Below are 21,804 nucleotides of genomic sequence, written 5' to 3' on the forward strand. Positions count from 1 at the left end.
CAAAGTCACGCGGCAATGTGATCTTTTCACCGGAACATAACTGGAATTCCAGTCGTTGACTAGACTAGAGAACACCAACTTGGTTTGCTTCATTGAGGGAGTGCATCGCCGTGCATGGACATAACAACGGACTCAAAACCGCCTTTTTGATGGGCGGGATGTTCGCCTTGCTGCTGGCCATTGGCTCGCTGATTTCCGCGGGTACCGGCCGTTCAATGTTCATTTGGATATTTGCCTTGATTGGCCTGGGAAGTACCGCCTACAGCTATTGGAATAGCGACAAGCTGGCTCTGCGTTCGATGCACGCGTACCCGGTCAGCGAAGCAGAACAGCCGGGAATGTACCGAATCGTGCGAGAGCTGTCGATGAACGCGCAGCAGCCGATGCCGCGCCTGTACGTGTCGCCAACTACTTCGCCGAACGCCTTTGCCACCGGGCGCAACCCGCAGAACTCGGCGGTGTGCTGCACCGAAGGCATCTTGCAGCTGCTGAACGAACGCGAATTGCGCGGGGTGCTGGGCCATGAGCTGATGCATGTCTACAACCGGGACATCCTCACCTCTTCGGTCGCCGCCGCGGTAGCGGGCGTCATCACCTCCGTTGCCCAGTTCCTGATGTTCTTCGGAGGCGGCAACAGCAACGACAACCGCGGGGTGAATCCGATCGCCTTGATTGCCCTTTCGCTGCTGGCGCCACTGGCAGCGTCCATCATCCAGATGGCCGTGAGCCGCACCCGCGAATATGATGCAGACGAGGACGGGGCCAAGCTGACCAATGATCCGCTGGCGTTGGCGAGCGCACTTCGCAAACTGGAATCGGGGATTACGCAGGCTCCGCTGGCTTCCAACGACCAGAAGCTGGTCAACAGCTCGCACCTGATGATCGCCAACCCCTTCGGCTCGCGCCTCAAGCGCATGTTCTCCACCCACCCGCCAATGGACGATCGCATTGCACGGCTTGAAGCGATGGCTGGCGGACGCCGGTACTAAGGGCAAAGCCACTCTTCGGCTAAAGGCCGCATCTCATTTGGCAAGTGAGATGCGGCCTTTAGCCTATTTCGGCCCTTTTCCATTGAAGGAATAGTTATTGCCCCTCCTACTAAAGGATGAGCTGATGGTCGTTGTCTTCCCTAGTCACCGGGGATAGGTTGGTCGAAGCGGTACCGAAGTGAAGGCTTTCTGCCTTTTGGGGATGAAACGAAGGGGCAAGGATGCGAGATGCCGACGCGGGACTTCTGCCGAGGCTTGGCGATGCCATAGCAGGCCACCTGGCCATCGGAACGGTCAAGGGATTGGCTTGCCTGCTTGTGGCCTGGATTTGCTCATCATGGATTGCCCTCGATACTGCTTTCGGCACAATCGCTATCGCACTGGCGATCTCGTATCTCGTCTCGGAAATCCTCGGCGCCATCATCGTTCGACCGATCGTACTCAAAGAACGCCGTCCCAGCCCCGGGGGAGTGCGGTACGTCGTCCTTCCATTCGCTGTGTCCATCATGGTCAGCTTTGCCGCATCCTACGCGGTTACCAGCTCATTGCGTGACAGCAGTTTTGTGACAGTGCTCGTAGCCGCGTGCAACGCTGCTGAGATCATCTGGACCAAACCATGGGTGCCGGGCCCTTCGCCGGAAGAGATGGACGCGAAGTTCAAGGAATTCAAAGCCATGACCAAGGACCACTTCGCTGATGATGTTGCTGAGATCAAGCGGCGGGCCAGGGACAGGACTCGCGAACAGTACTACGCGAAAAAAGCCCGCGAAGAAGCAAAGAGGCTAAAGAGGCAGACGCGCGCCGAGGATCAGCGCTGATCCTTCCCGGGCCCATGCTCGAGTGGTGCGCAGAAAGACAGCGAGGGCTGTTTCCCTGGTTAACGGGAAACAGCCCTCGCTGTGTATTGCGCGATCGCCTGGCGCTAGGTCAGTCCTAGCGGAAGTTCACGAACTGCAGATCTGCTTCTTCGAAGTCACGCAGCAGAGCCATGGTGGCCTGCAGGTCATCGCGGGACTTGGAAGAAACGCGCAGCTCGTCACCCTGAATGGTTGACTTGATGCCCTTAGGTGCCTCATCGCGGATCAGCTTGTTGATCTTCTTGGCGACATCCTGGGCAATGCCCTCCTTGATGCTCGCTTCGATGCGGTATTCCTTGCCGGAGGCGAATGGCTCGCCGGCATCCAACGACTTCAGGGAAATGCCGCGCTTGACCAACTTGGACTGGAAAACATCCAGTACGGCGTTGACGCGCTCTTCCGAGTTGGCCTTCATCAGGATCTTCTCGCCGCTGAAATCAAGTTCAGCGCCAATGCCCTTGAAGTCGTAGCGCTGTGCAATTTCCTTCTGCGCCTGGTTCATCGCGTTGGCGACTTCCTGGCTATCAACCTTGCTTACGACGTCGAATGTGGAATCACTAGCCATGTGAATACTCCTAGTTGAAACGGGTCTGATTCGCTTCATAGCCTACCGGTTTTAACCCCTCGATTCGGGGTGTGATCAGGCTTACAGCAAAAATGCGCCTCTCGATTTCACAACATCGGAAAACTCCTGTAGAGTTATTTCTCGTTCCGACAAGAGCAAATGTTCTTGAAGCGAACGTACTCGGCAGATTACCCGAGTGGCCAAAGGGGGCTGACTGTAAATCAGCTGGCAACGCCTTCACTGGTTCGAATCCAGTATCTGCCACAAAATAACTCCCGGATCTTAGGATCCGGGAGTTTTTTGCATCCGGCGAGTATGTGCGGCAACCGGGATCGTTTCTATTCCCGGGTCCAACCAAGATCACCTTTCTACGTATTTCAAATAAGGATCGGCTACCGTATAACCATGGCAACGAAAAATGTGAGCGAAGACGAATTCGCGCAGCTGATTGATGAGAACGACATCGTCCTGGTGGACTTCTGGGCTGCCTGGTGCGGTCCATGCCGCAATTTTGCGCCGGTGTACGAGCAAACTTCCGAGAAGTTCAGCGATGTAGTATTTGCCAAGGTGGATACCGAAGCGGAGCAGGGTTTGGCCCGCGCTGCGAACGTCACCTCGATTCCCACCATCATGGCATTCCGCGAAAACGTACTCGTTTTCTCGCAGGCTGGTGCGCTGAACCAGACCCAGCTCGAAGATCTCGTTACCGCAGTCAAGGGCATTGACATGAGCGAAGTGCATAAGCAGATCGCCGAGGAAGCCGCGCAGGCTGACTCCTAAGAATTTTCTGGATACTTCGGGTTCCTTACCGCCGCCGGTGATCCAGCGGTGCGTAACGGGGCCCGAAGCTTTGTTTTTTCTGCCCCGAGAGCAGCAGCAAGCGCACTACGCGTTGCCGGTGCGGGGCGTAGGGCGCTAGCAGTTCCAGCATCTGTGCATCGCTGATTCTTGAACCGGTAAGCACCTGGCCAACGAAATCAGCCAGATGGAAATCGCCCACCGAAATATGATCAGCAGATCCGTGGGAACGCTGCAAGGTCTCGGCAATGGTCCATGGTCCGATGCCGGGCACCGATCCCAACGCAGCCGCCAGGGTTCCCGGCGCCATCGCCGCGGGCTTTGCGTGCTCTATCGGCTTATCGGCCCACCACTGCAAGCTGCCGGCAACCTGCACCAGGCGCGCCATGGTGTTGGCCCGCTGGCCTTCAACGCGGGCCTCCTGCCAGTCCCACCGCTTCATTGAGGCCAAGCGCTGCGGTCCAGGGAAAATCATCAGGCCTTCTGGCGCCGGGCCCGGGGCCCGGTGCCCTAAATGGCGGATCAGCCAGCGCCACGCATGATTCGCTTCAATCCCGGTCACGCGTTGTTCCAGGATCGCGCCGGCAGCGTGCTCGAAGATCCTGCCGGTACTGGGCAGAACGAAATCTGGATGCTCGACACGGGAACGCGCGATGATCTCCGGGAACCTTCCTTCTTTGATTCCCAAGTCGAAATCGGCCCAGTTATCTTGCGCACCCAGCAAATTCGGTGCTGATCCCATGGCCCACTGGGCGCCAGGACCCCACGCCTGCAATGCCGCCGGCGAGGTGGGGGAGGGCTTATGGATATGCAAGGTGGCATCCCCGAGCGGCGTCGCGAAGGCGAGCCAGGCCTCGGACTTCGCCAGACGGATAGTCGGATCTCCCAGGCCGCGGCGCAAGATGCCCAGTGTCTTGTGCAAGGTCACGGGGCGCTGCGGATCGTAGCGGGCGCTCAACGACTTCTCCATAAAACGCATCCTATAGCTTCGGGCGCCAAGATTTCGGGGACACCATAGGTAGCACTGAAGAAAAGCGTCCGTCCACTGCGTGACGTTTCGCTACGCGTCGGAACGACATGTATGACAACCGCCGGTAAAGTTCTTGACATGAAGTATGCGTCCACAGTCCTAGACCTGATCGGCAATACCCCCTTGGTGAAGCTCAACCGAGTCACCGACGGGATCAAAGCCACCGTATTGGTGAAGCTCGAATACCTGAATCCGGGTGGTTCCATCAAGGACCGCATCGCCTTGAAGATGGTCGAGCGCGCCGAAGAATCCGGCCAGCTCAAGCCGGGTGGAACCATCGTGGAACCAACCAGCGGCAACACCGGTGTGGGTTTGGCCATGGTAGGCCAGCTCAAGGGCTACAACACCATTTTCGTCACCCCGGATAAGGTGGGCGAGGAAAAGCGCGACGTACTGCGCGCTTATGGTGCCAAGGTAGTAGTCACCCCAACCGCGGTAGCTCCGGACTCCCCAGAGTCCTACTACGGGGTATCGGACCGCCTGGTCACCGAAATCGACGGCGCCTACAAGCCCGACCAGTTCTCCAATCCGGCAGCGCCCGACAGCCACTTCGAGACCACTGGCCCCGAAATCTGGAATGACACCGAAGGCAAACTGACCCATGCGGTCATCAGCGCAGGCACCGGCGGCACCATCACCGGCACCGGACGCTACCTCAAGCAGGTTTCCGCCGGCCGGGCCTCCGGCCCGGTCAAGATCATCGCCGCTGACCCGGATGGCTCGGTCTACTCCGGCGGCACCGGACGCCCATACTTTGTCGAGGGCGTAGGCGAAGACATGTGGCCAGGGAACTACGACCCATCCGTGCCGGACGTCGTGGAACCAGTCAGCGACGCCGAGGCCTTTGAAATGACTCGCCGCTTGGCCAAGGAGGAGGGCCTGCTGCTGGGCGGTTCCTCGGGCATGGCCGTAGTCGCCGCGCTGCGCGCAGCCAAGGACCTGGGCGAAGATGACGTAGTTGTAGTGATCGCCCCGGATGGCGGCCGCGGCTACCTGGCCAAGATCTTCAACGACCAGTGGATGCTGGACCAGGGCTTCACCACCGATGAATACTCCGCCTTGGACTTCATCGGCGCGGCTCTTGCCAAGCAGGGCACCACCACGGTGGCTTTGGATACCACCCTGGCCGAAGCGGCCAAGGCACTGCGCGAGCAGGGCGATGACGCGCTGGTTGTTGCCACCGCACCGCTGCCAGCGCGTATCGGCGAGATCCGCGGTGTCATAGGAGCTGGGGACATCACCGACGCACTGCTGGCTGGCGCAGAACCATCCAGCACGCTGGCAGACCTGGGCGAACTGGCAAAGCCATTCATCGGCACCGCAGACACCCCGGAACATGCACAAGAACTACTCAAGAGCCACCCGGCCGTACTGCTGACCAGGGACGGCGAAGTGATCGCCGCAGCTACCGCAGCTGACCTCTTGGCTTACTCCACCCGCTAAAGACTTCACCACAAAGGATTGATATCGATGACTGAAAACCACCAGGGAGCAAACACCCGCTTTGTCCATGCGGGCCAGGAATTCGAACCGGTCACCGGTGCGGTAGTTCCACCGCTGCACTTCTCCTCGACCTACGCGCAGGACGGCATTGGCGGCCTGCGCAATGGCTACGAGTACGGTCGCGGCACCAACCCGACTCGCGACGCGCTGCAGGCGCAGCTGGCCGGCGCAGAATTCGGCAACCATGCCTTCTCATTCAGCTCCGGCCTGGCCGCCGAGGATTCGCTGATCCGCGCCATCCTGCGTCCGGGCGACCACATTGTGCTGGGCAACGACGCCTACGGTGGAACCTTCCGCCTGATTGACCGCGTATTGGGTGCCTGGGGCATCGGCAACACCCCGGTGAACATGAGCGATGAAGCAGCCCTGGCCGCTGCCATCGAAAAGAACAAGGCCAAGCTGGTATGGGTTGAAACCCCTTCGAACCCGATGATGACCATCACCGACATCGCCAAGGTCGCGCAGATTGCCCACGCTGCCGGCGCGCTGCTGGTCGTGGACAACACCTTCGCCAGCCCGTTCCTGCAGCAGCCGCTGACCCTCGGCGCCGACATCGTGGTCCACTCGACCACCAAGTACATCGGCGGCCACTCTGACGTGGTGGGCGGTGCGGTGATCGTCAAGGACGCGCAGTTGGCAGAAAAGATCGGCTTCATCCAGTTCGCCGTGGGTGCCGTTTCGGGCCCAATGGACGCCTTCTTGACCACCCGCGGCCTGAAGACCCTGGGCGTTCGCATGCGCGCCCACTCGGAGAACGCCGCACAGGTCGCCCAGTGGCTGCGCGAGCGCAGCGAAGTCGAGCGCGTGCTCTACCCGGGCTTCGAAGACCACCCGGGCCACGCGATTGCCAAGAAGCAGATGTCAGGCTTCGGCGGCATGGTGTCCGTCCAGTTCAAGGGCGGAGAATCGGCGGCCCGCAAGATTGCCGAGCGCACCAAGCTTTTCACCTTGGCAGAATCCCTGGGCGGCATCGAGTCGCTGATGAACTACCCATCGGAGATGACCCATGCTTCGGTGAAGGGTACCGAGCTGGCAGTTCCGGTGAACCTGCTGCGCCTGTCCGTTGGCATCGAGGACCCAGCAGATTTGATTGAAGATCTGGAGAAGGCCTTCACCAACTTGTAAGGCCAAAGCGCAAAGGACCTGGGGTCCGCTGCCTGCCAAGGGCAACGGAACCCAGGTCCTTAGTGCTTTGAACCGAGTTCCGGGTCGGCTATCGGCGGCGCTTGGCCGGTTTAGGGTCGACGATCTTGAAATACCTGTTGCTCGCTGGCATCCACATCAGGGCCACGCTGAACATGATGATGGCCGCCAACAGCGAATAGCGGCCGAATCGCAGCAGCAGCGGCAGTGCGGTAATCAGGCCCAACCAGGACAGCTGGGCGCGCGCGGCCCGGTCTCCGGTGAATAAGCGGTAACCCAGCACACAGCAGGCAAGGCCGGCGGCGGCGAAAAAGACCATCAGTGCAATGGTCCCGAAATCCAGTGCGGATTCTTGGAAATGCTCGTAGGCCAGGAAGCCGCCAAAGCCGAGAAAAAGCACTCCGGCTAGGAGCCATAGCATTTGGGCGATGAACAATCCGCCTGGGGTGGGCTCATCGGGACGTCGTGGAAAAAGTGGTTTCTTCACGTTCTTAACCCTACGTGCTTTGGCGCGGTGCCCGATCTCACACGCTCTCGACACTGACAATAGTGGTCTGTTCAAGCTAGCATTAAGTGTTCGCGAACATCAGGGTATCCCTCTCGCATCCAGCCCAATTTTTGAGGCCGGAGCCTTCTCGTGTTGTATTTTCCGCAAAGTGTGTGCGGGTCTTTATGTCATAGGGGAGCGCTTGATGAGCGTGACTTGTATCTGACTGTGCAGCCTATACGTCGTTTCTTTGGGGACGGCCAAGGCCTATCCCCTAACGAATGAGGTAATTCTTCGTGTCTTCTGACATGCCCGTAAACACCGATGACAACCAGACCCCGGAAGAGCCAACCGTGCTCTTCTCCGAACTTGGCCTGGATGCCCGCGTGCTTGCATCGCTTGCTGACCTTGGCTACGAAAAGCCATCGCCAATTCAGGCAGCGACCATTCCACTGCTTCTCGAAGGCCGCGACGTTGTCGGCCTGGCCCAGACCGGTACCGGCAAGACCGCTGCTTTCGCGCTTCCTGCCCTGTCCCGCATGGCAGAGCTGGCTGACACCAATGGTCCAGCCAAGACCCCGCAGATCCTGGTTCTGGCTCCAACCCGCGAGCTGGCCCTTCAGGTCGCCGAGGCCTTCACCTCCTACGCCAAGTACCTGCCGAACTTCACCGTTCTGCCAGTGTACGGCGGCTCGCCATACGGTCCTCAGCTCAACGGCCTGCGCCGTGGCGCCCAGGTAGTCGTTGGTACCCCAGGTCGCGTTATCGACCACATCAACAAGGGTTCTTTGGACCTTTCGAACCTGCAGTACGTCGTCCTGGATGAGGCCGACGAAATGCTGCGCATGGGCTTCGCCGAAGAGGTCGACAAGATCTTGGAAGCCACCCCAGAGGACAAGCAGGTTGCCCTGTTCTCGGCAACCATGCCACGCACCATCCGCCGCATCGCTTCGGAATACCTGCGCAACCCGCAGGAAGTTGCCGTGAAGTCCAAGCAGTCCACCGGCACCAACATCACCCAGCGCTACCTGCAGGTCATGGGCGCCCACAAGCTGGACGCCATGACCCGCATCCTGGAATCCGAGTCCTTCGAAGGCGTAATCACCTTCGTCCGCACCAAGATGGCTACCGAGGACCTGGCCGACAAGCTCAAGGCCCGTGGCTTCACCGCCGCAGCCATCAACGGCGACATCCCGCAGCAGCAGCGCGAACGCACCGTTGAGAACCTGCGCTCGGGCAAGATCGACATCCTGGTTGCTACCGACGTGGCAGCTCGTGGTTTGGACGTTGAGCGCATTTCGCACGTTATCAACTTCGACATCCCGCATGACACCGAGTCCTACGTGCACCGCATTGGCCGTACCGGCCGTGCCGGCCGCTCGGGCGACGCGATCTTGTTCATGACCCCGCGCGAGAAGTACTTGCTGCGTGCCATCGAGAAGGCTACCCGCCAGCCGGTGACCCAGATGCAGCTGCCTTCGCTGGATTCGGTCAACGACCGTCGTATCCAGAAGTTCACTGATCGCATCGATAAGACCATCAGCGGCCAGGACTTGACCACCTTCCGCGAAATCGTGGAGAAGTTCGCTTCCGAGCACGAAGATCTGGACCAGCTGGAAATCGCAGCTGCACTGGCTCTGATGGCCCAGGGCGGCCGCCCGCTGCTGATGACCGAACCAGTCATGTCCCCTTCGAAGAAGGCGCGCATGGATCGCCCAGAGCGCGGCGAGCGTGGCGACCGCGGTGACCGTGGCGATCGCGGTCCACGTGCCCGCAAGACCGCTGCCGAGGGCAACGCCATGTACCGTCTGGCCGTTGGCCGCCGCAACCGCGTGCAGCCAGGCTCGATCGTTGGCGCACTGGCCAACGAGGGTGGCTTCGATTCTTCGGAAATCGGCGGCATCGAGATCCGTTCGGACCACACCCTGGTCGAGTTGCCAGCAGAGCTGAGCAAGGACCAGTGGCGTGCACTGTCCAAGACCCGCATCGGCGGCGAGGCCATCGAGCTTGAGCTCGACAATGGCCGCAGCCCACGTCGCGACGACGAAGGCGACCGCGGTGGCTTCCGTGGCGGCCGTGGTGGCGGCTTCGGCGGCGGACGCAGTGGCGGACGTGGCGGTTTCGGTGGCGGACGCGGTGGCGGACGTGGCGGTTTCGGTGGCGGCGGACGCGGCGGCAAGGATCGCTTCAGCGATTCGGGCCGTAGCGGTGGACGTCGCGACTACTAAGCCTGTCGCACGCAGCTGAACAGCATTGAATAACGCCCTTGGGGCAAGCCGAAAGCTTGCCCCAAGGGCGTTTTTCGTACGCCACAGGCTATTTACGGAGCAGGGGTTCCCACAGGGATCCCGTCCCCGAGATAGACCGTGCCGCCGCTTTCCATGAATTGCTTGCTTTTCTGCGCCATCCCGGCCAAAGCGGCCTGCGCCTCGGCCGAGCCGTACTCGTCGCGGATGTCCTGCGAGATGCGCATGGAGCAGAACTTCGGCCCGCACATGGAGCAGAAGTGGGCGGTCTTGGCCGGTTCAGCCGGCAGCGTCTCGTCATGGAATTCCTGCGCGGTGACCGGGTCGAGGGACAACGCGAACTGGTCATTCCAGCGGAACTCGAAGCGCGCCTTGCTCAGCGCATCATCCCGTGCCGTGGCCCCCGGGTGGCCCTTGGCCAGGTCGGCGGCGTGTGCAGCGATCTTGTAGGTGATCACCCCGGTCTTCACATCATCCCGGTTGGGCAGCCCCAGATGCTCCTTGGGCGTGACGTAGCAGAGCATTGCGGTCCCGTACCTTGCGATCTCCGTGGCACCGATGGCGCTGGTGATGTGGTCGTAGCCCGGGGCGATGTCGGTAACCAGCGGGCCCAGGGTATAGAACGGGGCCCCGTCGCACAGCTCCTGCTGGCGTTCGACGTTCTCGCGCACCAGATGGAACGGGATATGCCCCGGGCCTTCTACCATCACCTGCACATCGTACTTCCAGGCGCGCTTGGTCAGCTCGGCCAGGGTGTCCAGTTCGGCGAACTGGGCGGCGTCGTTCGCGTCCGCGATGGAGCCCGGGCGCAGCCCGTCGCCCAGCGAGAAGGCCACGTCGTACTGCGCGAAGATTTCGCAGAGCTGATCGAAGTGGGTGTAGAGGAAATTCTCCTGGTGGTGCGCCAGGCACCAGCCAGCCATGATGGATCCGCCGCGCGAGACCATGCCGGTGACCCGGTTGGCAGTCAGCGGGATGTAGCGCAGCAACACGCCGGCGTGGATGGTCATGTAGTCCACGCCCTGCTCGCACTGTTCTATGACGGTGTCGCGGAAGATCTCCCAGGTCAGTTCGTTGGCTTCGCCATTGACCTTCTCCAGCGCCTGGTAGATCGGCACGGTGCCGATGGGCACCGGGGAGTTGCGGATGATCCACTCGCGGGTGGTGTGGATGTCATCTCCGGTGGACAGGTCCATTACCGTGTCCGCGCCCCATTTGGCCGCCCACTGGAGCTTGGAGACTTCTTCTGCGATTGAGCTGGTCACCGCCGAGTTGCCGATATTCGCGTTGATCTTGACCAGGAACGCCTTGCCGATGATCATCGGCTCGGATTCCGGGTGGTTGATGTTCGCCGGGATGATGGCTCGTCCGGCCGCGAGCTCGCTGCGCACCAGCTCGACATCGCATTCCTCGCGCAGGGCCACATAGCGCATTTCCGGGGTGATGATCCCGGCGCGCGCGTAGTGCATTTGCGTCACTCGGGCTCCGCCAACGGCCCGCAGCGGTGGGGCTGAGCGTCCAGCCCATTCCGCGCTGGCCGTGCCGCGGCGGACCGCTGAGCGCCCGTCGTCGTGCAGGTTGCGCTCGCGACCTGCATAGGTTTCCACGTCCCCGCGTTCCAGGATCCACCGCTCGCGGAAGGGCTGCAGGCCTTGGGTGGGTTCGCTTCCCGGTCCGCTGGTGCGATATACCGCCAGCGGCTCGTTGGGCTTTCCATTGGGGGAGTCTGCCAATTCGATCTGCGTGACGGGAACAGAAATTCCCGCAGATTCGCGGTAGGCAAGGGTGTGGGCAGGGTGCTGTTCAAATTGTTCCACTGGGGAAACTCACTTCCTTCGCCGGCATTACCCGGACAGGTTCAACGGTCGCGGACGGCGATAGCCCGATCTCAGCCCTTGCCAGGGCACCCGTGTGGTCGCGAATAACTTAGCACGCTTGGGAGGAAGAAACGCAAATCCGGTGGTCAGAGCCTTGACATCAAGGGAAGGGCGAGGTGCTGGTTCCTGCGGGCCTGGATTCTTTGCGTTGGCCGGAGAACGCTTGCCAGGGGCACCAGGAATCCAGGGTGCACGGCATGGCCGATAGCCGCACGATGAGTTCGCGGCATCTGGGGAGTAACGAAAAGAGAGGCAATCTGGAACCAGATTGCCTCTCTTATTTCGAGCCCCCTGCCGGAATCGATCCGGCGACCTCGTTCTTACCAAGAACGCGCTCTACCACTGAGCTAAGGGGGCAACAGGTAAATACTTTACACAGGTTTTTGAGGTTTGCAAAATCCGTCGGGGATTTGTTGCTGAGGTCACAATATTCCTACTCAAGTCGGGAATGGGCGACAAGGAACCGATGCGATCATGCCGGTTGCCGGGATCCCGGTTCGCGGCCTGGATTCCAGTTGCCGCGCATCGGAGCAGTGCCTGCGCCCATGGTGGACCGGGTGCATTCAAGCACTGTCTTTGCCCGGGGATCGGGAGTGGGGAATCGGGCTGAGGTCAGGGAGTGCCGAGTCGGGATATCCGCCGGTTGGCCATCGGTGGAAGTTCGCGAGATTTTATCCCGCACCCCTGGGGGAATCCGCGATTGACCGCAAGGAATGATCTAGTGAGCATCGTCACCTGGACACTTTTTGTCCCATCCTTCGTCCCTGATGACCAGATGTCAGTTCGCAAATAGTTGCTGACTAGGTGTTTTATTGAATTTTCCGAGTGTTTACCGGGCCGATCTGCCGATTTTTCTTTGCAGGGAAACCCGTGTAGAGTATTTACTCGTTGCCCCCTTAGCTCAGTGGTAGAGCGCGTTCTTGGTAAGAACGAGGTCGCCGGATCGATTCCGGCAGGGGGCTCTGAGTGAGAAGCTTTCTTGGCTTCTACTGGATTGCTTCTCACTTGTGGCGGCGTAGCTCAGCTGGTTAGAGCGCACGACTCATAATCGTGAGGTCCCGGGATCGAGTCCCGGCGCCGCTACCAAAACAAAGATCCTCAGCTTCGGCTGAGGATCTTTTTTGGTTTCCAGGCCCTGAAGCAACATGTTGCTTCGGCGCCGGAACGGCTAGCTGCCCGTGTCCTTCTCCTGGCTCCCGGCCTTGGCTTGCTGAGCCAGCGAGAGCAGCCCCTGGATCGCCTTCGTATCGAAATCAGCTTCCTGGCTTGGCGCCTGATTGGCATCGTGGCCGTGGACTTCGGTATGCAGGCGCTGCATTTGCATATCGAGTTTCGTTGCCACTGCTGCGGCATCGGCGAGCTCTTGCACTAGATGCTCCGGAACTTCGCCTTCGTACTTGTAGAAGATCTTATGCTCCAGGCTTGCCCAGAAATCCTGGGCAATGGTGCGGATCTGCAGCTCCACCACGACGTCGACCGGGCCGTCGGACAAGAAGACCGGGATCTGCACGATCGCATGGACACTTTTATACCCGTTGGGCTTCGGGTTCTTGATGTAGTCCTTGATCTGGATGACCTTCAGGTCATTCTGCGAGGTCAAGGTGTTCAGAACCTTGTAGATGTCCTTGACGAAACTGCAGGTAATGCGCACGCCGGCAATGTCGCTAATGTTTTCGCGAATGGCAGGAAGCGACGGGGAGATGTTCCGGCGGGAGACCTTGCGCATGATGCTCTCCGGAGTTTTCACCCGGGAAGTGATGTGCTCAATTGGATTGTAATTGTGCAGGTACAGGAACTCTTCACGCAAGATCGAGACCTTGGTCAACACCTCGTCCACCGCAAATTGGTATTCCATCATGAAACGCTGGAAATCATGGCGGAAAGCCTGCGTCATTCGCTGCAGTTCGGCCGGCGAAGGGGCGCTCTCGGCAGCTGCTATTGCCACTGCGCGAGTCTCGTCATCAAATGGGACAGAAATCCTGGATCACCTCAGCAGATTGTGGCCCGACCCGCGGTACGGTGCCGGTGCAGTTTCAGCCTAAGGGCTTCTCCTAAGAATTAGGCCAGAACCAGTCGGGAATTTGTCCAGCAAACTTTCGGAATTCAGGCGTCGGCCAACCTGCAGTGCAGGAGCTTGCCATGCCCGGTGAACTATCGTTGAAGGGGTAACTTCGAGGAAGGCATCGATGGAATTCGCCAGCGACCACCGGCAGCTCTGCCACGGCATCAGCTTCTCAGAGCACGAACCCGCCCCCATGCTCAGGCTCCGGCAAGCCGAAAAATGGAGCACCGAATACTTGGAACTCAATCGTTCGCTGAGCCTGCAGATCGGCGAACTGAAGTTCTGCCTGGGCTACATCACGATGAACAGCGATGGCTCGCGCAACAACCTGCCTTGCCCGAAGAACAAAGCGCTGCGTACCGGCACCCAGTGCGAACGCTGCCGCCGGCTGGATCATTCGAAGTTCATGCATCATTTCCACAAGACCGGCGAAGCGCCGGAGGGCATGCGCAAGTACCTGGAGCAGCCGCACTTCTTGTATGTCGCAAGCTTCGCCCACGGGGCGACCAAGGTCGGTACCACCTCGACCCAGAGCAAATGGACTCGCTTGGCGCAGCAGGGCGCGGTCATCGCCCGCTATGTTGCCCGCGCCGCTGATGGCGCCGCTATTCGAGTGCTCGAAGACCTGGTGACTGAACACGTGGGTCTGAGCCAACAAGTCCGGCAGAAGTCCAAGATCAAGGGACTGGCCAGCTGGGAACTGGACTACGCCCAACTGGACCAGATCAACTCCGAAGCGGCAAGTAGGGCCCAGGCCTTCATTGGCGCCCAGCGGGGTCTGGAGACCTATGGCCTGCAGCTGCGCGACGAGCTGTGGGCGCAACCGGCCTTCGCCCGCCCGGTCATTGACGCCTGGGATGCCCATGTGCTGCATGCCTGGAATACGGCACTGCCCGGCAACACCGTGAATCTGCGCATCCGCGGCGTGCTGGGGCAAAGCATCCTAGCCGACAGTGGCGAAGGCACCACCGTGCGCTTGCTGGATGCTGCCGAGTTGAAGACCCGTGAGGTCACTGTCGTGGAGAACCGAGGAGATTTCAAGGAAGAACAATCCGCTCTGTTCTGAAAGCGGCACGGAGCTGTCGGGGGAGTCACGGGGAAATGCCCCGGCCGCAATGAGCAGACACAGCCGGAGCTGAACTAGACTTGGATCATGACCAACACTCCTTGGGAATCGGCCTCGCCACGCTATAAGAAGCTCGTCTTCGCTGCCATGGGCATCATGGGCGCAGGCATCATCTTGGCCATCATCGGCGCCAACATTCCATCACTGCCAACGGTTTACACCGCTATCGGCATCATGGTCATCGGCATGCTCTGCCATATCGCCAGCCTGGTTGTCCGTGCCAAGGATGCGCGCCAGTGGCGCATTGCCAATGGCCTGGCGGCTCCACGCGCCAAAAAGCGCCCGGCCGACGGGCAGAACTAGGCTTCCGAAAGAATTCCACAGTGTGACCGGTCAGTTGCGCCCGGGTTCCGTATCCTGCGGCAGCTGCGCCTGGTCACTTCCAACAACGTTCAGGAGAATCCATGGGCATCAACCCTGACCTGGTAGGGCGTATCTACCCTGCCGGCGAGTCCTACCAGGTAGGCCGCGAAAAGATCCGCGAATTCGCCAAGGCCACCAAGGCCGCCAGCCAGGCGCACTACGATGTGCAGGCCGCTCGCGAGCTGGGCTATAGCGACGTCGTTGCCCCGCCAACCTTCGCGATCATCATCGCCCAGCGCGCTGACGCGCAGCTGATTGCCGATCCTGCCAGCGGCATTGACTTCTCCCGCGTGGTGCATGCCGACCAGCGCTTCACCCACCACCGTCCGATCGTTGCCGGCGATGAACTGCTCGCCGAGCTCTACGTGGACCAGGTCCGTGAAATGGGTGCCGGTGCCATGATCACCACCCGCGCCGAAATAACCACCGTGGCTGGCGAGAAGATCGCAACCACCGTTTCATCGCTACTGGTACGAGCTGAGGACTAAGCATGATTGAATTCGAAAGCCTCGAAAAGGGCCAGGTCATTGGCTCGCACACGGTGCAGGTCAACCGCGCGGACCTCGTTCGCTATGCAGGTGCCTCGGGCGACTTCAACCCGATTCACTGGAATGAGCGCTTCGCCAAGGAAGTGGAACTGCCTTCGGCGATCGCCCACGGCATGTTCACCATGGGATCTGTCATTGATCTGGTCTCCCAGTGGGTCGGCAACCCGGGTGCCATCATCGACTACCAGACCCGCTTCACCAAGCCGGTAGTCGTCGAGGACCCTGAAGGGTCCAACCCGTCAGATCACGAAGGCACCACCATCTCGGTGGAAGGCAAGGTCGGCGCATTGGACGCCGAAGCACGCACCGCCCGCATCGACTTGGCAGTCTCGGCCCATGACAGCAAGGTACTGCTCAAGTGCCAGGCCGTGGTACAGCTCTAAGCATGCAACTTCCCGGTGATGCGCAGAAGCCAGTAACCCAGTGGCGCAACGCGCTGATGGCAGCCTACCTGGCCAGCGGCCTGCTGATCTCGGCCCTGGTTTCGCGCTTGCCGGCGGTGCGTGATGCCCTGCAGCTCGACCACGCCAGCGTTGGCCTGCTGCTGCTGTGCATGAGCGCCGGATCCTTCCTGTCCGTCTCGGTTTCAGGGCAACTGGTTCTGCGCCTTGGCGCCACGCGCGTCATGCGCATCGCCGCGACGCTGGCCGGCGGTTCACTGATTCTTGTAGGCGTGGGTGCCGGAGTCTTTGGCAGTGCCCTCATCTGCGGCATCTTCCTCTTCGCCCAGGGCCTGGGTACCGCATCATGGAATGTCGCCTCCAATGTCCAAGGCGCTGCCATGGAACGTGCCCTGGGCAAGAGCATCATGCCTGCCCTGCACGGTTTCTTCTCCATCGGCACCGTGATCGGCGCCGGTGCTGGTGCGCTAGGTGCCCGTCTGCAGGTCCCGCTGCAGTACCACTACGGTTTCATGGGCCTGGTTATCGTCTTCACCGTGCTCTACAGTGCACGATTCTACGGAGAAGACTACAGCCGGACCCCGCGCACCAGCAGCGGAACCACGCTGAAGAAGGCGTGGACCGAACCGCAGACAGTCCTCTTGGGCGTTCTGGTTCTGGGCATGGCCCTGGCTGAAGGCGCTGCCGGCGACTGGGTGGCCATGGCGCTGGTGGATGGATACCAGACGAAGGAAGGCGTGGGAGCCATCGGCTACGGCGTCTTCGTCACCGCCATGACCCTGACCCGACTGCTCTCCGGGGATCTGATCTTGCGCCTGGGCCGTGTCGTCATGATCCGGGCCAGCGCCATCAGCGCCCTGATCGGCGTTCTGCTCTTCGCCTTTGGCAACAACCTGCCGCTGGCCTTCGTGGCCTTGGCCATCTGGGGCATGGGCGTGGCCTTGACCTTCCCGCTGGCCATGAGCGCAGCATCGGATGATCCTGTTCATGCAGCGACCCGCGTCTCGGTAGTGTCCACCATCGGCTACGGCGCCTTCCTCGGAGGCCCGCCGCTTTTGGGCCTGCTGGCTGAAGTCATCGGCCTGCTACCTGCCCTGGGTTCCATTTCCATCCTGGTGGTTGTGGCCTTCTGCTTGTCCTCGAATGCCGCCGGAAACCGTACCGGCGGCGAAGGAAAAGCGTAGAACGCCGGCCTGACCGCACCATTCGTCCTCATACGGAAAGTAAACTGAAGCAATGCTGAAGAATCTGACCACGACCCACGTTGGTGGGCCAGCCCAGCAATTGGTGACCGCTACCAGCGAAGCTGAACTGGCTCAAGCCGTTGCGGCAGCAGATGCCGCAGGGCACGACGTTTTGCTCATTGGCGGGGGTTCCAACCTGGTGATCTCCGATGAGGGGTACCCGGGCGTCGCTGTGCAGATTGCCACCCGCGGACTGCACCTGGACGAGCAGCCTAACGGCAAGGTGCTGCTGCGTGCTGCCGCCGGCGAGAACTGGGACACGACCGTTGAATACAGCCTGGCTGAGGGCCTGAGCGGGTTGGAAGCGCTCTCGGGTATTCCAGGGTGCACCGGTGCCACCCCGGTGCAGAACGTCGGAGCCTACGGGGCGGACATTTCCCAGACCCTGGCGTGGGTTCGTGCCTACGACCGCCAGAGCAACCAGGTGCTCAAGCTGGATAACTCCGAGCTTGGTTTCGCCTACCGCGATTCGGTCATCAAGCGCACCAGCACCAACGGATCCCCCCGCTACGTGGTCCTGGAAGTGGCCTTCCTGCTGACCCGTGAAAATGAATCGGCTCCTATCCGCTACGCCGAGCTGGCCCGCCGGCTCGGCGTTGAAGCTGGCGAACGCGCCGACGCCCTCGAAGTGCGCCAGAGAGTTCTGGAATTGCGCCGTTCCAAGGGCATGGTCTTTGACATCAAGGACGCTGACTCGCACTCCACCGGTTCCTTCTTCACCAACCCCATCGTTGAATCAAGCTTCATGGGCAAGCTTCCCGAGAACGCTCCGAACTACCCGGTGGAACAAGCCGGCTACCTCAAGCTGTCCGCCGCGTGGCTCATCGACCAGGCCGGCTTCACCAAGGGCTACGGCTTGGAGGGGACCGAGGGGTTCGAGCTCGCTGGCGGCCGCGCCTCGCTTTCCACCAAGCACACACTGGCCATCACCAACCGCGGTGAGGCCACGGCCCAGGATATTCTGGCCATAGCCCGTGCAGTTCGTGCCGGCGTGCAGGAACGTTTTGGCATTGAACTGGTCAACGAGCCGTTGCTGATTGGCGTGGCTCTCTAGGCGAGCTGCTTCCGTGCCATTGCCGGAACAAGGGAGGAAAGCTATGGCGCACTTGTCATTGCGCAAGCTCGGTCTAGAGGATATCGACCTGCTGGAAGCAAACTTCCAATCCGTCCAGGGCGCCGGCGATGCCCAATGGTTCGGCTTCTGGGATACCAACAGGCTGCGCGCCCGTTTAGCCCAGGACCAGATGATTGGCAACGCTGATGGCGCACTGGCGGTCTGCTTGGGGGAGCGAGTAATCGGCAAAGTCGATTGGTTCACTGTCTCGTCGTGGGGCCGGGCCAACACCTCGGCCTGCTGGGAAATAGCCATCGGCATCTTTGCCGAATTTCGAGGCCAGGGCCTTGGAACCCAAGCGCAGAAGATGCTCATCGACTACTTGTTCACCCACTACCCCCGTCATCGGATCCAAGCTACGACAGCCGCAGAAAATGCGGCTGAGCAGAAGTGCCTGGAAAAGCTGGGGTTCACCCGCGAGGGCGTCATCCGCCAAGCGCAGTGGCGTGCCGGTGAGTGGCATGATCAGCTGATCTACTCGGTACTCAGGGACGAGTGGGCTAAATAGCGCGCATCTGCATGGGAAATGGCAAAGCCCAGAACAGAGAATTCTGTTCTGGGCTTTGCCATGGCTTTGCCGTTAAGGAACCTAGAGGCGTCCCTGGGCGATAGCGAGCATGCGGCGCAGCGGCTCTGCAGCGCCCCACAGCAGCTGGTCGCCAACGGTGAAAGCCGAGATGTACTCTGGGCCCATTTCCAGCTTGCGGATACGTCCTACCGGGATGTCCAAGGTGCCCGAAGCGGCGACCGGAGTCAGCTGATCCACGGTGGCTTCCTTCTCGTTGGGGATGACCTTGGCCCACTGGTTGTCAGCTGCCAGCAGCGACTCGATTTCGGAAACCGGCAGGTCCTCCTTCAGCTTCAGCGTCAGGGCCTGCGAATGCGAGCGCATGGCACCAATACGGACACACAGTCCATCCATGATGATCTGCTTGTCGCCGGGGGTCTGCAGGATCTTGTTGGTCTCAACGCCTGCCTTCCACTCTTCGCGGGACTGGCCGTTGCCCAAATCGGCGTCGATCCATGGGATCAGCGAGCCGCCCAGTGGAACACCGAACTGAGTAGCATCGAGGTTTCCGCGCTGGGTTTCCAGAACCTTGCGGTCGATTTCCAGGATGGCGCTGGCCGGATCAGCCAATTCACTACCCACCGAAGCGTTGATGTCGCCGAACTGGGTGAGCAGTTCGCGCATATGGCGTGCGCCGCCGCCGGAAGCAGCCTGGTAGGTCATCGCGGTGCCCCACTCGACCAGGTTGTTCTTGAACAGCCCGCCCAAGCCCATGAGCATGCACGAGACGGTGCAGTTGCCGCCGATGTAGTCCTTGACGCCAGAAGCCAGGGATTCATCGATCACGGCGCGGTTGACCGGGTCCAGGACGATGACCGAGTCATCATTCATGCGCAGCGAGGACGCCGCATCGATCCACAGGCCGTCCCAACCGGACTTACGAAGCTCGGTGTGGACCTTGGTCGTGTAGTCGCCGCCCTGGGCAGTGACGATGATCGGCAACTTGGACAGCGTTTCAATATCGAATGCGTCCTGCAGCGGGCCAGCACCCTCAGCGAATGCCGGGGCGTTGCCGCCAGCATTGGAAGTCGAGAAAAATACCGGGTCAATCTGGGCGAGATCGCCCTCGTCGAGCATGCGCTGCATCAGCACGGAACCAACCATGCCTCGGTAACCTACAAAACCAACAGATGAAGTCATGTCTCCATGGTAGGGGCGTTTATCCGGCAGAGCCCGGTTCGTTACAGCAGTTAAAGCAGAATCACACCCAAGCCCCAGCAGGGTTCAGGTGTGATTCGGCGCAGCGAAAGTTTTACTTTTCCTCAAGCAGCAGCTTGCGGTTCTTGATCGCCCACATGGCGGAGAAGATAAAGATCTGCGTTGGGACCAGCAACATGATCAGGCCGAATACTTTGTGGCCGCCGAGAACCATGAAGAAGCCGAGTACGGCCACCACTAAGGCCAACAGTGGGAAGAGCATGTATCCGAGAATGAAGAGTGCTTCGGGGTGCTGCTTGAGCTCTCCGATGTATTTTTTCATGGTCGTTCTAATCCTTTTGGCGAAGCCAGGTTTCAAAGCGGTAGCGGGTACCGGTGGAGGAAGCGTGCCAGTGGGCAGCTTCCGATTCTAGGGACGGATCGCATGCGCCAAGAGCGAAGTCAGCGGTGAGCTTCGGCGCGGAGGTATCTCCAGCCGGGGACGCGTCGAGCTTGGTAATCACCGCGACGTCCAGCAGCGTCAGTGCCTGGGCATAGACCTTTCCGCCGCCAATAATCCATACTTCTTCGCCGCCGGCGCTGCGCTGTGCCAACGCGATGGCTTCCTCCAAGCTGGAGACGGGAACTGCGCCATCTTTGCGCAGTTGCCCGTGGGCGTCAGCCTGCGTGGTCAGCACGATGTTGGTGCGCCCTGGCAAAGGACGGAACTTAGCCGGGAAAGAATTCCATGTGGCACGACCCATGATCACTGGGTGGCCAGCGGTTGTACGTTTGAAGTGGGCCAAATCCTCGGGAACGTGCCAAGGCATGGCGCCATCAGCGCCAATAATGCCGTTCTCGGCTTGGGCCCAAATGGCGCCAATCAGCGGTTCAACGTCGTGTGCGTGGCGAGCCTTGGGGGTCATACGGCTACGGCTCCCTTGATGGTCGGGTGGTGCTGGTAGTCGTTGATGCTGAAGTCATCCAGCGTGTAGTCGAAGATCGACTCAGGCTTGGAATTGAAGCTGAGCGTCGGGTATGGATAAGGATCGCGGGAGAGCTGCTCTTTTACCTGTTCCAAGTGGTTGGTGTAGATATGCACGTCGCCACCGGTCCAGATGAACTCGCCCGGTTCCAGATCGAGCTGGTGCGCAAGCATGCGCGTGAGCAGGGCGTAGGAAGCGATGTTGAACGGTACGCCCAGGAACATGTCAGCACTGCGCTGGTAGAGCTGGCAGGAAAGCTTGCCCTCGGCCACGTAGAACTGGAAGAACACGTGGCATGGAGGCAACGCCATATTCTGGATTTCTGCGACATTCCACGCCGAGACGATGTGGCGGCGTGAGTCCGGATTGTTGCGCAGCGAGTCGACCAGCTGTGAGATCTGATCAATATGGCCGCCATCGGGAGTTGGCCAGCTACGCCACTGGACACCGTAGACAGGTCCTAGTTCACCGGCCTCGTCGGCCCATTCATTCCAGATGCGAACGCCCTGGTCCTGCAGCCACTTCACATTGGATTCGCCGCGCAGGAACCACAAGAGTTCTGCTGCCACGGACTTGAAGTGCACGCGTTTGGTGGTGATCAGGGGGAAAGAATCCTTCAGATCGAAGCGGATCTGGCGGCCAAACACCGACAGGGTTCCAGTTCCGGTGCGGTCTTCCTTGGAGGCGCCGTTCTCCAGCACGTCTCGAAGCAGGTCTTCATAAGGGGTCGCGATGTTCACGCACCCCAGTTTAGTTCAGA

At 60.4% G+C, this 21,804-nt stretch carries 22 protein-coding genes, 4 tRNA genes and 1 riboswitch; of the genes, 16 read left to right on the top strand and 10 right to left on the bottom strand.

The genetic code is table 11. The features are described 5' to 3' along the window. The first annotated feature begins 110 nt into the window (after nt 1-110). Nucleotides 111-989, top strand: coding sequence for a zinc metalloprotease HtpX (gene htpX / locus ACRDT3_RS14745; protein ID WP_431493690.1), 879 nt, complete (start codon nt 111-113; stop codon nt 987-989). A gap of 221 nt (nt 990-1,210) precedes the next feature. Next, nucleotides 1,211-1,807: a hypothetical protein gene (locus ACRDT3_RS14750; RefSeq protein ID WP_431493691.1), complete on the top strand. Its 597-nt coding sequence runs from the start codon at nt 1,211-1,213 to the stop codon at nt 1,805-1,807. Between the two features lie 115 nt (nt 1,808-1,922). Here ACRDT3_RS14750 and ACRDT3_RS14755 read toward each other — a convergent pair whose 3' ends face one another. Beyond that, nucleotides 1,923-2,411, bottom strand: a complete 489-nt coding sequence (locus tag ACRDT3_RS14755; RefSeq protein ID WP_431493692.1) for a YajQ family cyclic di-GMP-binding protein — start codon at nt 2,409-2,411, stop codon at nt 1,923-1,925. Between the two features lie 182 nt (nt 2,412-2,593). Between ACRDT3_RS14755 and ACRDT3_RS14760 the strand changes: the two genes are divergently transcribed. Then, a tRNA-Tyr gene (locus tag ACRDT3_RS14760) sits at nt 2,594-2,675 on the top strand. A 141-nt stretch (nt 2,676-2,816) separates the two neighbouring features. Beyond that, entirely contained in the window at nt 2,817-3,191 is a 375-nt protein-coding gene (gene trxA, locus ACRDT3_RS14765) for a thioredoxin (protein ID WP_013349740.1), read from the top strand. 25 nt (nt 3,192-3,216) lie between these two features. Here trxA and ACRDT3_RS14770 read toward each other — a convergent pair whose 3' ends face one another. Further along, nucleotides 3,217-4,179 carry a DNA-3-methyladenine glycosylase family protein gene (locus ACRDT3_RS14770; RefSeq protein ID WP_431493693.1) on the bottom strand — a complete coding sequence of 321 codons (963 nt, stop codon included), beginning with the start codon at nt 4,177-4,179 and terminating at the stop codon, nt 3,217-3,219. A 138-nt stretch (nt 4,180-4,317) separates the two neighbouring features. Between ACRDT3_RS14770 and ACRDT3_RS14775 the strand changes: the two genes are divergently transcribed. After that, nucleotides 4,318-5,682, top strand: a complete 1,365-nt coding sequence (locus tag ACRDT3_RS14775) for a cystathionine beta-synthase (RefSeq protein ID WP_431493694.1) — start codon at nt 4,318-4,320, stop codon at nt 5,680-5,682. Nucleotides 5,683-5,709: 27 nt separating this feature from the next. Then, nucleotides 5,710-6,867, top strand: coding sequence for a cystathionine gamma-synthase (locus ACRDT3_RS14780; RefSeq protein ID WP_431493695.1), 1,158 nt, complete (start codon nt 5,710-5,712; stop codon nt 6,865-6,867). An 88-nt stretch (nt 6,868-6,955) separates the two neighbouring features. On the opposite strand, the gene ACRDT3_RS14785 is transcribed toward ACRDT3_RS14780, so the two are convergent. Next, a complete protein-coding gene (locus ACRDT3_RS14785; protein ID WP_431493696.1) occupies nt 6,956-7,372 on the bottom strand; it encodes a hypothetical protein in 417 nt (138 codons plus the stop codon). A gap of 308 nt (nt 7,373-7,680) precedes the next feature. Here ACRDT3_RS14785 and ACRDT3_RS14790 point away from each other — a divergent pair, with 308 nt between their 5' ends. Beyond that, nucleotides 7,681-9,600, top strand: a complete 1,920-nt coding sequence (locus ACRDT3_RS14790; protein ID WP_431493719.1) for a DEAD/DEAH box helicase — start codon at nt 7,681-7,683, stop codon at nt 9,598-9,600. Nucleotides 9,601-9,692: 92 nt separating this feature from the next. Here the strand turns inward: ACRDT3_RS14790 and thiC are convergent, their stop codons facing one another. Further along, complete coding sequence (thiC, locus tag ACRDT3_RS14795; RefSeq protein ID WP_431493697.1) at nt 9,693-11,435, bottom strand: phosphomethylpyrimidine synthase ThiC; 1,743 nt, start codon at nt 11,433-11,435, stop codon at nt 9,693-9,695. Beyond that, nucleotides 11,432-11,539: riboswitch (TPP riboswitch) on the bottom strand. It overlaps the preceding gene by 4 nt. A gap of 241 nt (nt 11,540-11,780) precedes the next feature. Next, nucleotides 11,781-11,852 (bottom strand) — tRNA-Thr (locus ACRDT3_RS14800). Between the two features lie 533 nt (nt 11,853-12,385). Between ACRDT3_RS14800 and ACRDT3_RS14805 the strand changes: the two genes are divergently transcribed. Continuing rightward, nucleotides 12,386-12,457, top strand: a tRNA-Thr gene (locus tag ACRDT3_RS14805). 47 nt (nt 12,458-12,504) lie between these two features. Next, nucleotides 12,505-12,581: transfer RNA gene (locus ACRDT3_RS14810), tRNA-Met, on the top strand. Between the two features lie 82 nt (nt 12,582-12,663). On the opposite strand, the gene ACRDT3_RS14815 is transcribed toward ACRDT3_RS14810, so the two are convergent. Beyond that, complete coding sequence (locus ACRDT3_RS14815) at nt 12,664-13,440, bottom strand: GTP pyrophosphokinase (RefSeq protein WP_431493698.1); 777 nt, start codon at nt 13,438-13,440, stop codon at nt 12,664-12,666. 241 nt (nt 13,441-13,681) lie between these two features. Here ACRDT3_RS14815 and ACRDT3_RS14820 point away from each other — a divergent pair, with 241 nt between their 5' ends. From ACRDT3_RS14820 to ACRDT3_RS14850, 7 genes are all read left to right on the top strand, one after another. Continuing rightward, nucleotides 13,682-14,623, top strand: coding sequence for a DUF2797 domain-containing protein (locus tag ACRDT3_RS14820; protein ID WP_431493699.1), 942 nt, complete (start codon nt 13,682-13,684; stop codon nt 14,621-14,623). Nucleotides 14,624-14,710: 87 nt separating this feature from the next. After that, nucleotides 14,711-14,986 (top strand): hypothetical protein, encoded by a 276-nt coding sequence (locus ACRDT3_RS14825; RefSeq protein ID WP_431493700.1) that lies wholly within the window; start codon nt 14,711-14,713, stop codon nt 14,984-14,986. A 101-nt stretch (nt 14,987-15,087) separates the two neighbouring features. After that, on the top strand, nt 15,088-15,534 hold the full coding sequence (locus ACRDT3_RS14830; protein WP_431493701.1) for an FAS1-like dehydratase domain-containing protein: 447 nt from the start codon (nt 15,088-15,090) through the stop codon (nt 15,532-15,534). A gap of 2 nt (nt 15,535-15,536) precedes the next feature. Continuing rightward, nucleotides 15,537-15,977 carry a MaoC family dehydratase gene (locus tag ACRDT3_RS14835; RefSeq protein ID WP_431493702.1) on the top strand — a complete coding sequence of 147 codons (441 nt, stop codon included), beginning with the start codon at nt 15,537-15,539 and terminating at the stop codon, nt 15,975-15,977. 2 nt (nt 15,978-15,979) lie between these two features. Continuing rightward, complete coding sequence (locus ACRDT3_RS14840; protein ID WP_431493703.1) at nt 15,980-17,179, top strand: MFS transporter; 1,200 nt, start codon at nt 15,980-15,982, stop codon at nt 17,177-17,179. A gap of 52 nt (nt 17,180-17,231) precedes the next feature. Beyond that, nucleotides 17,232-18,293, top strand: a complete 1,062-nt coding sequence (locus tag ACRDT3_RS14845; RefSeq protein WP_431493704.1) for a UDP-N-acetylmuramate dehydrogenase — start codon at nt 17,232-17,234, stop codon at nt 18,291-18,293. Nucleotides 18,294-18,336: 43 nt separating this feature from the next. Then, nucleotides 18,337-18,861 (top strand): GNAT family N-acetyltransferase, encoded by a 525-nt coding sequence (locus ACRDT3_RS14850; RefSeq protein ID WP_431493705.1) that lies wholly within the window; start codon nt 18,337-18,339, stop codon nt 18,859-18,861. A gap of 81 nt (nt 18,862-18,942) precedes the next feature. On the opposite strand, the gene asd is transcribed toward ACRDT3_RS14850, so the two are convergent. The 4 genes from asd to ACRDT3_RS14870 form a co-directional block, all read right to left on the bottom strand. Next, a complete protein-coding gene (gene asd / locus ACRDT3_RS14855) occupies nt 18,943-20,061 on the bottom strand; it encodes an aspartate-semialdehyde dehydrogenase (RefSeq protein WP_431493706.1) in 1,119 nt (372 codons plus the stop codon). 112 nt (nt 20,062-20,173) lie between these two features. Beyond that, nucleotides 20,174-20,401, bottom strand: a complete 228-nt coding sequence (locus tag ACRDT3_RS14860; protein ID WP_105656882.1) for an NF038396 family protein — start codon at nt 20,399-20,401, stop codon at nt 20,174-20,176. Between the two features lie 7 nt (nt 20,402-20,408). Beyond that, a complete protein-coding gene (locus ACRDT3_RS14865) occupies nt 20,409-20,984 on the bottom strand; it encodes a dihydrofolate reductase (RefSeq protein WP_431493707.1) in 576 nt (191 codons plus the stop codon). Further along, entirely contained in the window at nt 20,981-21,784 is an 804-nt protein-coding gene (locus tag ACRDT3_RS14870; RefSeq protein ID WP_431493708.1) for a thymidylate synthase, read from the bottom strand. The genes ACRDT3_RS14865 and ACRDT3_RS14870 overlap by 4 nt, the downstream gene beginning before the upstream one ends. Between the last annotated feature and the right edge of the window lie 20 nt (nt 21,785-21,804).

Origin of the sequence: Glutamicibacter sp., from assembly GCF_050701915.1 — a bacterium.
In the GTDB taxonomy this organism is placed as follows: domain Bacteria; phylum Actinomycetota; class Actinomycetes; order Actinomycetales; family Micrococcaceae; genus Glutamicibacter.

Bases quoted from the DNA above. Each gene is read 5' to 3' on its own strand.
- ACRDT3_RS14770 (WP_431493693.1), bottom strand. From the start codon at position 4,179: ATGGAGAAGTCGTTGAGCGCCCGCTACGATCCGCAGCGCCCCGTGACC.
- ACRDT3_RS14750 (WP_431493691.1), top strand. From the start codon at position 1,211: ATGCGAGATGCCGACGCGGGACTTCTGCCGAGGCTTGGCGATGCCATA.
- ACRDT3_RS14845 (WP_431493704.1), top strand. From the start codon at position 17,232: ATGCTGAAGAATCTGACCACGACCCACGTTGGTGGGCCAGCCCAGCAA.
- ACRDT3_RS14865 (WP_431493707.1), bottom strand. From the start codon at position 20,984: ATGACCCCCAAGGCTCGCCACGCACACGACGTTGAACCGCTGATTGGC.
- ACRDT3_RS14850 (WP_431493705.1), top strand. From the start codon at position 18,337: ATGGCGCACTTGTCATTGCGCAAGCTCGGTCTAGAGGATATCGACCTG.
- asd (WP_431493706.1), bottom strand. From the start codon at position 20,061: ATGACTTCATCTGTTGGTTTTGTAGGTTACCGAGGCATGGTTGGTTCC.
- ACRDT3_RS14860 (WP_105656882.1), bottom strand. From the start codon at position 20,401: ATGAAAAAATACATCGGAGAGCTCAAGCAGCACCCCGAAGCACTCTTC.
- ACRDT3_RS14755 (WP_431493692.1), bottom strand. From the start codon at position 2,411: ATGGCTAGTGATTCCACATTCGACGTCGTAAGCAAGGTTGATAGCCAG.
- ACRDT3_RS14820 (WP_431493699.1), top strand. From the start codon at position 13,682: ATGGAATTCGCCAGCGACCACCGGCAGCTCTGCCACGGCATCAGCTTC.
- ACRDT3_RS14790 (WP_431493719.1), top strand. From the start codon at position 7,681: ATGCCCGTAAACACCGATGACAACCAGACCCCGGAAGAGCCAACCGTG.
- ACRDT3_RS14840 (WP_431493703.1), top strand. From the start codon at position 15,980: ATGCAACTTCCCGGTGATGCGCAGAAGCCAGTAACCCAGTGGCGCAAC.
- ACRDT3_RS14775 (WP_431493694.1), top strand. From the start codon at position 4,318: ATGAAGTATGCGTCCACAGTCCTAGACCTGATCGGCAATACCCCCTTG.
- ACRDT3_RS14825 (WP_431493700.1), top strand. From the start codon at position 14,711: ATGACCAACACTCCTTGGGAATCGGCCTCGCCACGCTATAAGAAGCTC.
- ACRDT3_RS14830 (WP_431493701.1), top strand. From the start codon at position 15,088: ATGGGCATCAACCCTGACCTGGTAGGGCGTATCTACCCTGCCGGCGAG.
- ACRDT3_RS14835 (WP_431493702.1), top strand. From the start codon at position 15,537: ATGATTGAATTCGAAAGCCTCGAAAAGGGCCAGGTCATTGGCTCGCAC.
- ACRDT3_RS14780 (WP_431493695.1), top strand. From the start codon at position 5,710: ATGACTGAAAACCACCAGGGAGCAAACACCCGCTTTGTCCATGCGGGC.
- trxA (WP_013349740.1), top strand. From the start codon at position 2,817: ATGGCAACGAAAAATGTGAGCGAAGACGAATTCGCGCAGCTGATTGAT.